The sequence below is a fragment of the Burkholderiales bacterium genome (assembly GCA_015075645.1).
Taxonomy (GTDB): Bacteria; Pseudomonadota; Gammaproteobacteria; order Burkholderiales; family Casimicrobiaceae; genus VBCG01.
The window spans coordinates 270,296-284,144 of record JABTUF010000001.1 but is presented as its reverse complement, the minus strand read 5'-3'; the positions used below and the strand labels follow the sequence as shown (position 1 = coordinate 284,144).

The following is a 13,849-nucleotide window of genomic DNA, read 5'->3' as shown; positions in this document are numbered from 1 at the left end:
TCACCAGTCGTCCTTCACCGCGAGCACGGGCTCGCCGCCGGTCGCGCGCCTCGCGCTCGCGTGCGCGGTGAACGCGGATGCCGCGAGGAGCGTCGCCGCGAACGCGGCGAGTTCCGTCCACGGCACGTGGAGGTCCATGCTCCAGCCGAACGACTGGCGGTTGACGACGTGGATCAGCACGAGGCTCAACGCCGCGCCGAGCGCGAGACCGATCGCGAGTCCCACCGCGCTCACGACGAGCCCTTCCGCGCCCAGCATCGCGCCGACCTGGCTTCGCGTCATGCCGAGATGACGCAACACGCCGAACTCGCGCCGGCGCGCCAGCGCGAGCGCGCCGAACGACGCCGACAATCCGACGAGTCCGATGGCGATCGCGACCGCTTCGAGCACGTAGGTCACCGCGAACGTGCGGTCGAACACCGCGAGCGATGTCGCGCGCATGCCGCCGGGGGTGTCGATGGCGAGGCGGTCGCTGCCGAAACGCGCGTCGATCGCGGCGCGGACCGCCGCCGCGGAGGCGCCGGGGGTGAGCCACAGCGCGGCGTCGCCGACCCGATCGTCGCCGGCGAGCCGGCGGTAGTCGTCGCGCGCGACGATCACCGCGCCGTTCTGCCGCGCGTAGTCGCGCCAGACGCCGGCCACGGTGAACGGCGCCAGGCGCCCCGCAATCGGCAGTTCGATCCTCTTGCCGGGTGAGGCGCCATAGCGATCGGCGAAGGCTTCGCTCACCCAGACGGCCGGTGCCGCGGGATCCGTGACCGCCACCGCATCGGTGACGAGCGGCAGGCGCTCGGCCATCGAATCGCCGTCGAGGTCGCGCGCGAGCAGCGTCACCGGAGCCTCGCCGGCGCGCACGAGGATGCGCGTCGCGCGCAGGAACTCGACCCGGCGGACGCCCGGCAGCGCCGCGAGCGCGCGCTGGTCGTCCGGGCCGAGCCAGTCGGTTCCGGTGGTGCCGCCGGCGCGCACGTAGAGGTCGGCGGGCAGCATCCGCTCGAGCCAATCGGACAGCGACTGCCGGAACGAGGCCACCATGATCGCCATCGACACGGCCAGCGCGACGGCGGCGACGATGGCCGCGAGGCTCACGATCGCCTGCCCGGGCGCGGCGCGCAGGCTCGCGAGCGCCAGCGCGCCGGCGGGACGCGCCGGCGTCGGCACGCGGGCGAGGAGGGCGCGGGCGATGCGCGGCAGCAGGAGCAGGGTGCCGATGAGCATCAGCGCGACCGCCGCGTATCCGAACACGGGCAGTCCGCCCACCGGTGGCAACGCGACGACGAACAGCGAAGCGATGAGGCACGCCGCGCCGGGCCAGGGCGAGCCGAGCCGGGTGAACGGCGTGTCACCGTCGCCGGCACGGATGGCCGCTGCGGGTGACGCACGCGCGGCTTCGCGCGCAGGCAGCCACGCTCCCGCGAGCGCGGCGACGATGCCGAGCGCCCCGACCAGCAATGCGTCGCCGGTCGACACCGCGAGCGAGGGCGCCTCGCCGCGGAAGAAACCCGAGCCGAGGTCGGCGCCGAAGACGCGGAGGATCGCGCTCGCGAGCGCGTAGCCTGCGACGAGCCCGAGCCCGGCGCCGATCGCGCCGACGAGCGCGCCCTCGGCGACGAGCAGCGCCACGAGCATGCGCCGCGGCAGGCCCAGCGTGCGCAGGAGGGCGAGCTGGGTCCGGCGGCGCGCGATCGACAGCGTCTGGGTCGAGAACACGAGCAGGCTCCCGGTGAACAGTGCGACGAGCGAGAGCACGTCGAGGTTCACGCGGTAGGCGCGCGTCATGCGTTCCGCGAGCCGGGCGCCGTCGCCGGGATGCTCGACGGTCACGCCCGGCGGCAGGTGCGCGGCGATGGCCGCGCGGGCCGCATCGACGTTCGCGCCCGGCACGAGCCGGAGGTCGATGCGCGACAGCCTGCCGGCCCGGCCGAAGGCGTCCTGTGCCGCGGCGATGTCGATGCCGGCGATCCGTTGCCCTCCGGAAGCGGGAAGCGTACCGGCTACGGTGAACGCGGCGACGCCGTTGCCGGTGGGAATGTCGATGCGCCCTCCGATGCGCTCGTCGAGCCACTCCTGCGCCGCGGGCGACAGGAAGATCCGGTCGCCGCGCAGGAGGTCGAGCGCGTCATCCGCCCGGCCGACGATCGCCGGCGTGACCGCAGCGGCACGGAACGCGTCGACGCCGACGACGCGAAGCGTGTCGTCGCGGCCCGGCAGGCGCGCCTCGACGTCGACCACGGGCGAGGCGATGGCGATGGCGTCGAGACCGGAGATCGCAGCGTAGACCGTCTCGTCGAAGCCGTCCGACGGTCCGCGCACCATGAGGTCGGCGGTGCCCGACAGCGTCGCCATGCCCGACGTGAACTCGGCGAGCGCCGTGCGGTTCACCGTCTGGATGGCGAAGCCCAGCGCGACGCCGAGCGCGATCGCGAGCGTCGCGACGGTCGTGCGGCCGCGGTTCGCGCCGAACGCGCCGCGCATCACCGCACGCACGGTCTCGCGCGTCGGCATCAGGGCGTTCCCGCCGCGGGGACGAGCCCCTCGGGCGTCAGCGCCAGCACGCGGTCGGCGATCGACGCGGCGGCGCGCGAATGGGTGACCAGCACGCCGGTCGCGCTCCGCGCCTTCAGCGTGTCGCGCAACAGCGCGATGACCGTCGCGGCGGTCCGCGGATCGAGATTGCCCGTGGGCTCGTCGGCGAGGACCACGGCAGGCGCGTGCACGAGCGCGCGCGCGGTCGCGACGCGCTGCAGTTCACCGCCCGAGAGTTCGCGCGGCATGCTGCCGCCGCGCTCGCCCAGTCCGACCGCGGCGAGCAGTTCCGCGACGCGGGCGTCGTGCGTCGCCGCGGGCACCCCGTTGAGCGCGAGCGGCAGCGCCACGTTCTGCGCCACCGTCAGGTAGGGCAGCACGTGGAACGCCTGGAACACGAATCCGATGCGTTCGCGGCGAAACCGCGTGCGCGCGTCGTCGTCGAGTTCGGGAAGCGCGACGCCGTCGACCGTCACGTTGCCCTCGTCCGGGAGATCGAGGCCGGCGAGGAGGTTGAGCAGCGTCGACTTGCCGCTGCCCGACTCACCGAGGATCGCGACGATCTCGCCGCGCGCGACGTCGAGATCGAGGCCGCTGAAGAGCGGCCGTCGCGGCGGCCCGGGAAACGCGCGGGCGAGGCGGGTGACGTGGATCACGCGGAGGCGGGCGCGATCGTCGCGCGGGCGTGCGCGCATTGTCGCAGAGCCGCCCGGATCGGACGATGCGCCCGAACCGGTCGCGCAACGGACGCGACGCGATCCGGGGGGGCGTTTGCCCGGACCCGCGTATCCACGCGCAAGGTGTCGACCTGGATCGCGTTCCCGAAGGCGCGGAGCGGCCTGTCGAAGGGAAACGCCGCGACGCCGGGCAGGGACGCCAGGCGCCGCGATCGTCGTACGCCGGTCAGGCCGACGGCTTGTTCATCATGCTCTTGATGACGCCGACGATGATCATGACGATGATGCCGCCGACGCCGCCGCCGGCGACGTTCGACAGGATCGGCCCCATGCCGCCGGCCGCCGCGGCTCCGCCTCCGCCCCCGCCCAAAAGCGCGCCGAGGATCTGTCCGCCGATGCCGCCGCCGATGATGCCTGCGATCGAATTGCCGACGGCGCCCAGGCTGAAGTTCTTGAGGAGCGCGCCGCCGATGTTGCCGCCCACCGCGCCGCTGATGAGTTGCACCAGCAAGGATCCCATGTCCATCGTCGCATTCCCCCGGGGACGGGTGCCGCGCGGACCGCTGCCGGGATGGCGTAGGGAGCCGCTGCGGCGCCGCGCATGACTATGCACCCGCGGGCATCCCGATACAACCGGTGAATGCTCACGTCGCGACCGCGCGGCCCAGTCCGACGATCGCGGCCGCGAACACCAGCGGAATGACGCCGATGTCAGCGAAGAACAGCGCGATGAGGCTCGCGACGAAGATGGCGAGCGACGCGGCGTCGAGTCCCTCCAGGGATGCCGCGGCCGAAAACCCGCCCGGCCAGAATACGTGCAGCGCGAAGAACGCGGCGAGACTCGCGATGACGCCGACCACCGCGGCGGTAATGCCCGTGAGCGGTGCGGTGATGCGCGCTTCCCCGTGCGTCGCCTCGATGAGCGGACCGCCCGCAAGAATGAACAGGAACGACGGCAGGAACGTGAAGAAGGTCGCCACGACCGCGCCCGCGACACCGGCCGCCGCCACCGCGTCCGGACCGAGCGGTGCCGCGGTCCATGCGCCGACGAAGCCCACGAACGCGACGACCATGATGAGCGGGCCGGGCGTCGTCTCGCCGAGCGCGAGGCCGTCGATCATCTGCGCGGCCGTGAGCCACCCGTGCACGTCGACGGCCTGCTGCACGAGGTAGGGAAGCACCGCATAGGCGCCGCCGAAGGTGACGAGGGCGGCCTTGGTGAAGAGCCACGTCATTGCGACCAGCGTGCCATCCGCGGCCGGGAGGACGGCGATCGACGCGAACGCGCCCGCCCAGATCGCGACGAACACGGCGATGGTCGAGGCGAATCGCGCGCGCGACCATCGCGCATGCGCCGGCGGAGGCGTGTCGTCGTCGATCACCGCGCGCAGGTGCGGTGCGCCATCGGCCGCATGGCCGCCGCGCGCGGTGAATGCCGCGGGCACGACACGCGCGCCGGCGACTCCGGCCAGTGCGGCGGTGACGATGATCGCGGGGAACGGCAGGTCGAAGACCTGCAGCGCGACGAACGCCGTCGCCGCGATCGCCCACAGGAGCGGATGGCCGAGGGCACGCCTCCCCACACGCCACGCGGCGTGGAGCACGATCGCGACGATCGCGGGCTTGATCGCCCACAGCGCGCCTGCGATCGCGGCCACCTGGCCGTAGCGCAGGTAGATCCACGACAGCGCGATCAGGATGGCGAGCGAGGGCAGCACGAACAGCGTCCCCGCCACGACGCCGCCCCGGGTCCGGTGCAGCAGCCAGCCCAGGTAGACCGCGAGTTGCGTCGCCTCGGGACCGGGCAGCAACATGCAATAGTCGAGCGCGTGCAGGAATCGCCGTTCCGAGATCCATCGGCGGCGTACGACCAGTTCGCGATGCATGATCGCGATCTGCCCGGCCGGACCGCCGAAGCTGATGAAGCCGAGCGCGAACCAGAACCGGAATGCGGCGCGCCGGGTCGGCGGCTCCGGTGTTTCGTCCGGAATCAGACGAGGCCCTCGAGGAGTTGCACGTCCACCTCCGCCCCCGCGTCGAGGTTGCCGGTGCTCTCGGGGAGCACGATGAAGCAGTTCGCCCGCGACATCGACGACAGGATGCCCGAGCCCTGGTCGCCGGTCGGACGCACCTGCCACGTGCCGTCGCCCGCGCGCGCGAGGACGCCGCGCTGGAACTCGGTGCGTCCGGGCGCCTTCCTGAGCGCGCAGGCGAGCTTCGCCTTGAACGTCGGCATCGGCTCGATACCGGTGCGTCCCTGCAGCGCGAAGAGCGCGTCGCGCACGAACTGGTAGAACGTGACCATCACGCTCACCGGGTTCCCCGGCAGGCCGAAGAAGTGGGCGTCGCCGATGCGGCCGTAGGCGAGCGGCCGGCCCGGCTTCATCGCGATCTTCCAGAACACGACCTCGCCCAGCCGGTCGAGCAGCGCCTTCACGTAGTCGGCCTCGCCCACCGAGACGCCGCCCGAGGTGATGACGACGTCCGCGCTCGCCGCGGCGGAGCGGAACGCGCTCTCGAGCGCCTCGGGGACGTCCGGCACGACGCCGAGATCGATCGTCTCGCAGCCGATCCGCGCGAGCATCGCGCCGATCGTGTAGCGGTTGCTGTCGTAGACCTGGCCGGTCGCGAGCGGAGTGCCGATCGACACGAGTTCGTCGCCGGTCGAGAAGAACGCGACGACGAGGCGCCGGTACACCGGAACCTCGTTGATGCCGAGCGAGGCGAGCATGCCGATCTCGGCGGGCTGGAGCGCCTGCCCGCGGCGGAACACGATTGCGCCCGCCTTCAGGTCCTCGCCGGCGAAACGGCGGTTCTGGCCGCGCTTGCCGACCGCGCCCGCGGCGACGACGACGCGATCGCCGTGGTCTTCGGCGCGTTCCTGCATCACGACGGTGTCGGCGCCTTCGGGCATGACGCCGCCGGTGAAGATGCGGACCGCTTCGCCGCGGCCGACCGCGCCCTCGTGCGGGCGTCCGGCGAACGATTCGCCGATGCGCGCGAGCGTGGTCTCGGCGCCGGCGGCGAGGTCCTCGAAGCGCACCGCCCAGCCGTCCATCGCCGAGTTGTCGTGGCCCGGCACGTCGATCGGTGAGGCGAGGTCGGCGGCGAGCGTGCGGCCGAGCGCCTGGCGGATGTGGACGCGCTCGACCGTCGTCACCGGCGTCAGGTAGTCGCGGATCAGCGCGCGCGCACGCTCCACCGGCAGCGAATTCGGGTCGTAGTCGTCGGCGCAGGACGCTTCGCGGAGGGACACGGGAGGGTTCATGACGTGACGTCGCGCAGGACCGGAACCCCGATTCTAGCCCGTGCGGGTCATCGATCCGCGGCGGAGGCGAGTTCGTCGCGCGTGTTGATGTTGCGGAACGCGTCGGCCTCGTCGTCGAACGGCACTTCGACGACGGCGAGCGAGCCGTACCACGCGTCGATCTTGCGCCCGCCGCCCGCGAGGAAGCGGTCGAGATGCGCGCGCAGCGACGCGCGCACGAGCGCGAACACCGGGTGCGGCTGGTCGAAGGTGCGCGCGACGGCGAGATCGGCGCTCCCCGTCATCACGCCGGAGGCGAGGCGCGCGACGAGGTCGTGCGGCAGGAACGGCGAATCGCAGGGCACGGTCACGGCCCAGGGCGTGGCGACGGAGGCGAGCCCGGCGTGCAGTCCGGCGAGCGGGCCTGCGAATCCGCCGACCGCATCGGGCACGACGCGATGGCCGAGCGCGGCGTACGCCTGCGCGTTCTGGTTCGCGTTGACGACGATCGCGCCGACCTGCGGCGCGAGGCGCGAGAGCACCGCGGCCACCATCGGCGCGCCGCGGAACTCCACGAGGCCCTTGTCGACGCCGCCCATGCGCCGGCCCTGTCCGCCGGCGAGCACGATGCCGGTGACGTCGTTCGCCGCGATCATTCCGGCGGTGCGGCGAGCGGCGGCAGCCACGTCGCGTGCTCGCTCCAGAACGCGTGGGCCTGCGGCGGCCGGTCGATCGGTCCGTCGAACGCGGCGAGCGGAACGTGCGTCTCGCCCGGCCAGCGCTGCGACGAGAAGAAGAGCTTGGTGCCGCACTCGGCGCAGAACATGCGCTTCGTGCCGGGCGAGGATTCGTGCACCATCAGCGCCTCGTGTCCTTCGATGACGTCGACCGCCGTCGCGGGGAATCCCGCCCAGGTCACGAACGCCGCGGAGTGCGCGCGCCGGCAGTCCTCGCAGTGGCAGTGCGCGACGAAGCGCGACGGGAAGCGCGCGACGAAGCGCACCGCGCCGCAGTGGCAACCGCCGGTGGCCGCGCCCGCGCTCACGCGACGAAGCGCTCCGCGCCGGTGAACAGCAGGAAATGCCGGTGGGTCGCGCGCCCGATCATCGTCATGCCGACCTTCGTGGCGATCTCGTGGCCCATCTGCGTCAACCCCGAGCGCGACACGAGGAACGGAATCTCCATCTGCGCGCACTTGATCACCATCTCGCTCGTGAGCCGGCCGGTGGTGTAGAAGATCTTGTCGGCGCCGTCGTGGCCGTCCAGCCACATCCGCCCGGCGATCGCGTCGACCGCGTTGTGGCGTCCGACGTCCTCGACGAACATCAGGATCTCGGCCTGCGCGGGGCCGTTCTGCGCGAGCGCGCAGCCGTGGACCGCGCCGGCCTGCTTGTAGATGGTCTCGTGCAGGCGCACTCGGTCGAGGAGATCGTAGAGCGCGGCGCGGGTGAGCTTCGCGCCCGCCGGCAGCTTCACGCGGTCGATCTCCTCCATCAGGTCGCCGAAGACGGTGCCCTGTCCGCAGCCGGTCGTCTTGGTGCGTTTCGCGGTCTTCGCCTCGAGGTCCGCGAGCCCGCTGCGCGTGGTCACGACGACCGACTCGGTGTCCCAGTCGACCTGGACCGACGCGATGTCCTCGAGCCTGCCGACGAGCCGCTGGTTGCGCAGGTAGCCGATCGCGAGCGCCTCGGGCGCCGCGCCGAGCGTCATGATCGTGAGGAGCTCGCGCTTGTCGACGTAGAGGGTCAGCGGATGCTCGCCCGCGATCGGCACGATGCGGACGGCTCCGTGCTCGTCGGTCGCGGCGACGTCACAGGTCGCCGGGCGCGCGGCGTCGGTGAGCACCGGCCGGTAGCGCTCCGTTCCGCCGGACGCTACGCGCTTCGCTGTCGACGCGGTCATCGCTACGGGCCGGGGATTCCGGCTTCCGACACGGTCGGCGAGGATGTGCGCTTCATCCGGCCGCCGCGCCCATCATCCGCCGATGTACGACATCTCGATGCGCTCGGCGCGCGCGGTCGCCGCCGTGCGCAGTTCCGAGTAGCGGTCCGTGCGACCGCGCCAGACGGCCGAGATCGCGCGGGTGAGCGTCGCGTCGTCGGCGCCGCCGCGCAGGAGTTCGCGCAGGTCATGCCCCGTGGCGGCGAACAGGCAGGTGAAGAGCTTGCCGTCGGTGGACAGGCGCATCCGCGTGCAGTCGCGGCAGAACGCCTGGGTGACCGACGCGATGACGCCGATCTCGCCGGCGCCGTCGCGGTAGCGCCAGCGCTCCGCGACCTCGCCCGCGTAGTTCGCGCCGAGCGGCTCGATCGGGAACACGCGGCCGACGCGTTCGAGGATCTCGGCGGCCGGCACCACGTCGTCCATGCGCCAGCCGTTGGTCGCGCCGACGTCCATGTACTCGATGAAGCGCAGGATGTGGCCGGTGCCGCGGAAACGGCGCGCGAGCTCGACGATGGCATGTTCGTTCATGCCACGCTTGACCACGGTGTTGACCTTGATCGGCGCGAGCCCGGCGCGGGTCGCCGCGTCGATGCCGTCCAGCACGCGCGCGACCGTGGTCTCGGTGTCGCCCATCGCCTGGAACGTGGCGTCGTCGAGCGCGTCGAGGCTCACGGTCACGCGCTTCAGGCCCGCGTCGGCGAGGGACCGCGCCTTGCGCGCGAGCAGCGCGCCGTTGGTCGTCAACGTGAGGTCGACCTCGAGCTCCGCGAGCATCGCGACCAGCCGCTCGAGATCCTTGCGCAGCAGCGGTTCGCCGCCGGTCAGCCGGAGCTTCGCGACGCCGAGCCCGGTGAACACGCGCGCGAGCCGAGCGATCTCCTCGAAGCTCAGCAGCGCCGCGTGGGGCAGGAACGGATAGTCGCGGCCGAACACGTCCTTCGGCATGCAGTACACGCAGCGGAAGTTGCAGCGGTCGGTGACCGAGATGCGGAGATCGTGCAGGCGCCGGCCGAGCGCGTCGGCGAGCGGCGCTCCGGTGTCCGCACCCGCGTCGCGCGCGAGGAGCGCATCCCAGCCTTCCGGCGACCGGACGGCGCGCAAGTCGGCGATCGGAATGCGGCGGGACATCGTGTGCGGTTGCGTCGGCGGCGGGAGGTTCATGGTAGCAGACGCGTTCAGGGCTGCGGTATGATCGATCGCACCTCCGCCCGCCGGGAATCGTTCGCCATAGCCATGCGCCCCGTGAGGATTCTGGTCGCCGTCGAGTTCGAACGCGTCGCCGTCGCGAGCCGCTGGGTCGACGCGAAGTGGCAGCCGTCGCTCGTCGTCCCGGTCGAGGGCGACGCCGATGCCGCGGACGAAACCCGGGTCGAGCGCGTGGACAGCGCGGGCGCGCTCGAACGGTGGCGTTTCCCGTCGCAGGTGGTCGAATTGCACCCGACCGAGGGCGAGGGCTACTGGCTCAATCTCAACTCGCCCGATCCGCGCGCGTTCGTGATGTGGCGCATGCGCGATGACGCCGATGTCGCGCCGGCCGCGTATCCGGTCGTCGTCACGCTGTCGTACCACCAGGCCGCGCGGATGATGGACGGCGGCGAGCAGGTGGACTCGGTTCCGATCGACCCGCGTCTTCGCGCGGTGCTCGAGCCCTACACCGCGCTCCACTACACGCCCGAGACCCGGCGCAAGCGCAAGCGCAACGACCCGTTCGCCGAGGGCGCGTTCCGACGCGATCGCGACACCGGGCCCGACGCGCCGGCCTGACGCGCGCCCACGCGATGGCGAACGCTCCGGAGCACGAGCGCTTCACGCTGAAGCGCTGGTCGCAGCGCAAGCACGCTGCGGCACGGGAGGGTTCCGCGCCCGCGGAGACGGCACCTGCCGCCGTGTCGCAGGCGGCCGATCTTCCTGCCGCGCCGTCTTCCGGACCCGCGTCGGCGACGCCACCCGCACCGCTGCCGAGCGTCGAGTCGCTGACCTTCGACGACGACTTCACCGCGTTCATGAAGCCCGAGGTCGACCCGTCGCTGCGTCGCGCGGCGCTGAAGAAACTCGTGTCCGATCCGCGTTTCAACGTGATGGACGGCCTCGACGTGTACATCGACGACTACTCGAAGCCCGATCCGATCGAGCCTGAGATGCTCGCGCGACTCGCGCACACGCGCTACCTGTTCGACCCCCCGAAGACGCGGATCAACGATCGCGGCGAGGTCGAGGACGTCCCGCCCGACGAGGTCGAGGCGGCGTCGTCTCCTTCGGAGCCGGCAGGCGTGGAAGCCGCTCCGGCGATCGCCGACGCCGCCGGCCCATCCACCACCGTTCCCGACCCGCAGGCGGTGCCCGCCGTGCCGGCGGAACCCTCGCGGCGCGAGACCCCATGAGCGTCGCCGACAAGGCCCTGTTCCTGTGCTCGTGCAACGGCACGCAGCCGCTCGACGCGGCCGCGCTCGCCCGCGCGCTCGACCTGCCGGCCGCGCCGCGGGTGCGCACGATGCTGTGCCAGAAGGAGATGGCCGCGTTCTCGGAGGGCGCGCGAGGCGACGTGCTCGTCGCGTGCACTCAGGAGGCGCGGCTCTTCGAGGAACTCGCCGACGAGGGCGCGCGCGCGCAGACGATCCGGTTCGTGAACCTGCGCGAGGCCGGCGGCTGGTCGCCGGAGGCGCGCGGCGCGACACCGAAGCTCGCCGCGCTGCTCGCCGCGGCGGCGCTCCCCGAACCGGCGGCGGTCCCGCGCGTCGCCTACGAATCGAAGGGGCAGCTCCTGATCGTCGGTCCGCTCGACGCGGCGCTCGGCTGGGCGAAGGTCCTGGCGCCGCAGCTTGCCGTCTCGATCCTCGCGACCGGCCGCGCGGCCGGCGCCTCGCTTCCTTCGGAGCGCGCCTTTCCGATCTCCACCGGCTCGCTGACGCGCCTCTCGGGATGGCTCGGTGCGTTCGAGGCGGCCTGGACCCAGGACAACCCGATCGACCTCGACCTGTGCACCCGCTGCCACGCCTGCGTGCGCGCGTGTCCGGAAGGCGCGATCGACGAGAGCTACCAGATCGACCTCGACCGCTGCAAGGCGCACCGCGCCTGCGTGGCGGCCTGCGGCGAGGTCGGGGCGATCGACTTCGCGCGACGCGACCGCGAGCGTACCGGGACCTTCGACCTCGTGCTCGACCTCGGCCGCGCACCGTGGTTCCGGATGCACCAGCCGCCGCAGGGCTACTACGCGCCGGGCGCCGACGTGGCCGCGCAGGCGATGGCGGTCGCGGAACTCGCGACGATGACCGGCGGGTTCGAGAAGCCGAAGTACTTCGCGTACAAGGCGTCGATCTGCGCGCATTCGCGCTCGCGCAAGGAGGGGTGCAGCGCCTGCATCGACGTCTGTTCGACCGACGCGATCGCCCCCGACGGCGACGGCGTGCGGGTCGAGCCCTACCTGTGCATGGGCTGCGGCGCGTGCGCCACGGTGTGCCCGTCGGGTGCGATGACCTATGCGTACCCGGCGATGGCCGACCAGGGCCAGCGCGTGCGCACGCTGCTCTCGACCTTCGCCCGCGCGGGCGGGCGCGACGCGACGCTGCTCCTGCATGCGGAGGGGGCGCGCGAAACGCTCGCGCGCATCGCGCGGCGCGGGCGTGGCCTCCCGGCGCGCGTGATCCCGCTCGAAGTCCACCACGTCGTGTCGACCGGGCTCGATCTGTGGCTCGCGGCGCTGGCCTGGGGCGCGGCTGGCGTGTCGGTGCTCGTGGTCGGCGACGAGGCGCCGCAGTACCGCGAGGCGCTCGCGTTCCAGATGAAGCTCGGCGACGCGGTGGCGAATGCCCTGGGCTACCAGGGCGAGCATTTCCGCATCGTCGACGGGGAGGAGCCGATGGCGGCCGAGGCCGCGCTGTGGTCCGCGGCCCCCGCGCTCGGCGTGCGCGCCGCCGCGACGTTCGCCGCGACGCCCGAGAAGCGCACGACGCTCGCGCTGGCGCTCGACCACCTGGCGCAGCACGCGCCGGTGCCGCGCAAGGTCATCCCGCTCTTCGCGGGCTCGCCGTGGGGCAGGGTCGACGTCGATGCCGGCAAGTGCACGATGTGCCTCGCCTGCGTCGGCGCCTGTCCGGAGGGAGCGCTGCTCGACCATCCGGAAGCGCTGCGCCTGCGCTTCATCGAGTCGAAGTGCGTGCAGTGCGGCATCTGCGAGAAGACCTGTCCCGAAGGCGCGATCGCGCTGGTGCCGCAACTTGACCTCACGCCGGAGGCGCGCGCCCCGCGCGTGCTGAACGAGGCCGAGATGGTCGGGTGCACGGCCTGCGGCAAGCCGGTCGGCACCCGCAGGATGATCGACGGCATGATGGCGCGTCTCACCGGACATTCGATGTTCTCGACCCCCGGCGCGCTCGACCGCCTGCGCATGTGCGCCGATTGCCGGGTGAAGGCGATGGTGGCCGAGGAACCGGGCGGCATCGATCTCCTGAAGGGCGGCCGGATCTGACCGCGCGTCCGATCCTGACGTCGATCGTGATGCCTCGATCGCCCTCCTCGTCCCATCCTGCCCGTGCCGGGGCGCACGAGTGAGCGCCGGAGGCCGGCCGGTCGTCATGCGACATCCGGTGAGCGCGGAGGACCGCGTCCGGGCCGACCTCTACGCGATGGTGGCGCGGCTGTTCGCGTCGGCCCCGGACGCGGAGTTCCTCCGCCTGCTGGCGGCGGCGCCGGAGCTTCCCGAGGAACCGGGGGCTGCGCTGCCCGCGAGTTACAACGTCCTGCTGCGCGCCAGCCGAGCGATGGATGCCGACGCGGCGACGCAGGAGTACACCGACCTGTTCATCGGCGTCGGCAGGAGCGAAGTGAACCTGCACGGCTCGCACTGGGTCTCAGGCTTCATGATGGACAAGCCGCTCGCGGATTTGCGCGACGCGCTGGCGGATCTCGGCCTGGAGCGCAGCGACCGGGGGGAACTGCTGGAAGACCACCTCGCCGCGGTCGCCGAAGTCATGCGCATGCTGATCGTCGGCGCACATGGGCGCGCGCCCGCGCCGCTGGACGTCCAGCGCCGGTTCTTCGAGACCCGCATCGCGCCATGGGCATTTCGTTGCTGCGCCGCAATAAGCGTTTCTCCGCTTGCAAACTACTACCGGTGCGCGTCAGAATTCGTTCAAGCATTCTTGGCGATCGAACGTGACGCGCTCGCCATGGACTGACACGACAACAAGCAAGTCACGCCGCACCTTGTCCGGAGGCCGCCATGCGCGATTCGCCGCAGATCCCCCCTCAAGCGTCCCAGCCGTCGGCCTCGACCGACCTCAAGCGTCGTCGTTTCCTGCTCGCGATGTCGGCGGGCGGCGCCGGCGCGGTGGCGGCGGCCTCGCCCGCCCGGGCCGCGACCGCGGTGGCGGAGGCCGCGCCGGAATCCGGTGATTCACCGGGCTACCGCGAATCGGCGCACGTGAAGCGCTATTACGCTTCGACGCGCATCTGACCG

14 protein-coding genes are annotated in these 13,849 nt (G+C 72.3%); 5 read left to right on the top strand and 9 right to left on the bottom strand.

Features of this window, described 5'->3' with window-relative positions; genetic code table 11:
- The 9 genes from HS109_01275 to moaA form a co-directional block, all read right to left on the bottom strand.
- Positions 1–2,505 (bottom strand): ABC transporter permease, encoded by a 2,505-nt coding sequence (locus HS109_01275; protein MBE7520994.1) that lies wholly within the window; start codon positions 2,503–2,505, stop codon positions 1–3.
- On the bottom strand, positions 2,505–3,221 hold the full coding sequence (locus HS109_01270) for an ABC transporter ATP-binding protein (protein ID MBE7520993.1): 717 nt from the start codon (positions 3,219–3,221) through the stop codon (positions 2,505–2,507). The genes HS109_01275 and HS109_01270 overlap by 1 nt, the downstream gene beginning before the upstream one ends.
- Before the next feature lie 208 nt (positions 3,222–3,429).
- Positions 3,430–3,729 (bottom strand): hypothetical protein, encoded by a 300-nt coding sequence (locus HS109_01265; protein ID MBE7520992.1) that lies wholly within the window; start codon positions 3,727–3,729, stop codon positions 3,430–3,432.
- 118 nt (positions 3,730–3,847) lie between these two features.
- Entirely contained in the window at positions 3,848–5,197 is a 1,350-nt protein-coding gene (gene chrA, locus HS109_01260; GenBank protein MBE7520991.1) for a chromate efflux transporter, read from the bottom strand.
- Positions 5,194–6,471: a molybdopterin molybdotransferase MoeA gene (locus HS109_01255; protein MBE7520990.1), complete on the bottom strand. Its 1,278-nt coding sequence runs from the start codon at positions 6,469–6,471 to the stop codon at positions 5,194–5,196. The genes chrA and HS109_01255 overlap by 4 nt, the downstream gene beginning before the upstream one ends.
- A 47-nt stretch (positions 6,472–6,518) precedes the next feature.
- On the bottom strand, positions 6,519–7,106 hold the full coding sequence (mobA, locus tag HS109_01250; GenBank protein ID MBE7520989.1) for a molybdenum cofactor guanylyltransferase: 588 nt from the start codon (positions 7,104–7,106) through the stop codon (positions 6,519–6,521).
- Positions 7,103–7,495 (bottom strand): GFA family protein, encoded by a 393-nt coding sequence (locus tag HS109_01245; protein MBE7520988.1) that lies wholly within the window; start codon positions 7,493–7,495, stop codon positions 7,103–7,105. Before HS109_01245 ends, mobA begins: the two co-directional genes overlap by 4 nt.
- A complete protein-coding gene (locus HS109_01240; GenBank protein ID MBE7520987.1) occupies positions 7,492–8,352 on the bottom strand; it encodes a formate dehydrogenase accessory sulfurtransferase FdhD in 861 nt (286 codons plus the stop codon). The genes HS109_01245 and HS109_01240 overlap by 4 nt, the downstream gene beginning before the upstream one ends.
- A gap of 72 nt (positions 8,353–8,424) precedes the next feature.
- The gene (gene moaA, locus HS109_01235; protein ID MBE7520986.1) at positions 8,425–9,522 is read right to left on the bottom strand and encodes a GTP 3',8-cyclase MoaA; all 1,098 of its coding nucleotides are present in this window, start codon (positions 9,520–9,522) and stop codon (positions 8,425–8,427) included.
- A 105-nt stretch (positions 9,523–9,627) separates the two neighbouring features.
- Here moaA and HS109_01230 point away from each other — a divergent pair, with 105 nt between their 5' ends.
- From HS109_01230 to HS109_01210, 5 genes are all read left to right on the top strand, one after another.
- Complete coding sequence (locus HS109_01230) at positions 9,628–10,158, top strand: DUF3305 domain-containing protein (protein ID MBE7520985.1); 531 nt, start codon at positions 9,628–9,630, stop codon at positions 10,156–10,158.
- A gap of 14 nt (positions 10,159–10,172) precedes the next feature.
- On the top strand, positions 10,173–10,775 hold the full coding sequence (locus HS109_01225) for a DUF3306 domain-containing protein (GenBank protein ID MBE7520984.1): 603 nt from the start codon (positions 10,173–10,175) through the stop codon (positions 10,773–10,775).
- A complete protein-coding gene (locus tag HS109_01220) occupies positions 10,772–12,859 on the top strand; it encodes a 4Fe-4S binding protein (protein MBE7520983.1) in 2,088 nt (695 codons plus the stop codon). The genes HS109_01225 and HS109_01220 overlap by 4 nt, the downstream gene beginning before the upstream one ends.
- A 118-nt stretch (positions 12,860–12,977) precedes the next feature.
- Complete coding sequence (locus HS109_01215) at positions 12,978–13,568, top strand: molecular chaperone TorD family protein (GenBank protein MBE7520982.1); 591 nt, start codon at positions 12,978–12,980, stop codon at positions 13,566–13,568.
- A 44-nt stretch (positions 13,569–13,612) separates the two neighbouring features.
- Positions 13,613–13,846, top strand: coding sequence for a formate dehydrogenase (locus HS109_01210; protein MBE7520981.1), 234 nt, complete (start codon positions 13,613–13,615; stop codon positions 13,844–13,846).
- The last annotated feature ends 3 nt before the right edge of the window (positions 13,847–13,849 follow it).

What these genes read in the sequence shown, in the direction of transcription:
- moaA (MBE7520986.1), bottom strand. Translation starts at nt 9,522, where the DNA reads ATGTCCCGCCGCATTCCGATCGCCGACTTGCGCGCCGTCCGGTCGCCG.
- HS109_01275 (MBE7520994.1), bottom strand. Translation starts at nt 2,505, where the DNA reads ATGCCGACGCGCGAGACCGTGCGTGCGGTGATGCGCGGCGCGTTCGGC.
- HS109_01270 (MBE7520993.1), bottom strand. Translation starts at nt 3,221, where the DNA reads ATGCGCGCACGCCCGCGCGACGATCGCGCCCGCCTCCGCGTGATCCAC.
- HS109_01240 (MBE7520987.1), bottom strand. Translation starts at nt 8,352, where the DNA reads ATGACCGCGTCGACAGCGAAGCGCGTAGCGTCCGGCGGAACGGAGCGC.
- HS109_01265 (MBE7520992.1), bottom strand. Translation starts at nt 3,729, where the DNA reads ATGGACATGGGATCCTTGCTGGTGCAACTCATCAGCGGCGCGGTGGGC.
- mobA (MBE7520989.1), bottom strand. Translation starts at nt 7,106, where the DNA reads ATGATCGCGGCGAACGACGTCACCGGCATCGTGCTCGCCGGCGGACAG.
- HS109_01230 (MBE7520985.1), top strand. Translation starts at nt 9,628, where the DNA reads ATGCGCCCCGTGAGGATTCTGGTCGCCGTCGAGTTCGAACGCGTCGCC.
- HS109_01210 (MBE7520981.1), top strand. Translation starts at nt 13,613, where the DNA reads ATGCGCGATTCGCCGCAGATCCCCCCTCAAGCGTCCCAGCCGTCGGCC.
- HS109_01225 (MBE7520984.1), top strand. Translation starts at nt 10,173, where the DNA reads ATGGCGAACGCTCCGGAGCACGAGCGCTTCACGCTGAAGCGCTGGTCG.
- HS109_01255 (MBE7520990.1), bottom strand. Translation starts at nt 6,471, where the DNA reads ATGAACCCTCCCGTGTCCCTCCGCGAAGCGTCCTGCGCCGACGACTAC.
- HS109_01220 (MBE7520983.1), top strand. Translation starts at nt 10,772, where the DNA reads ATGAGCGTCGCCGACAAGGCCCTGTTCCTGTGCTCGTGCAACGGCACG.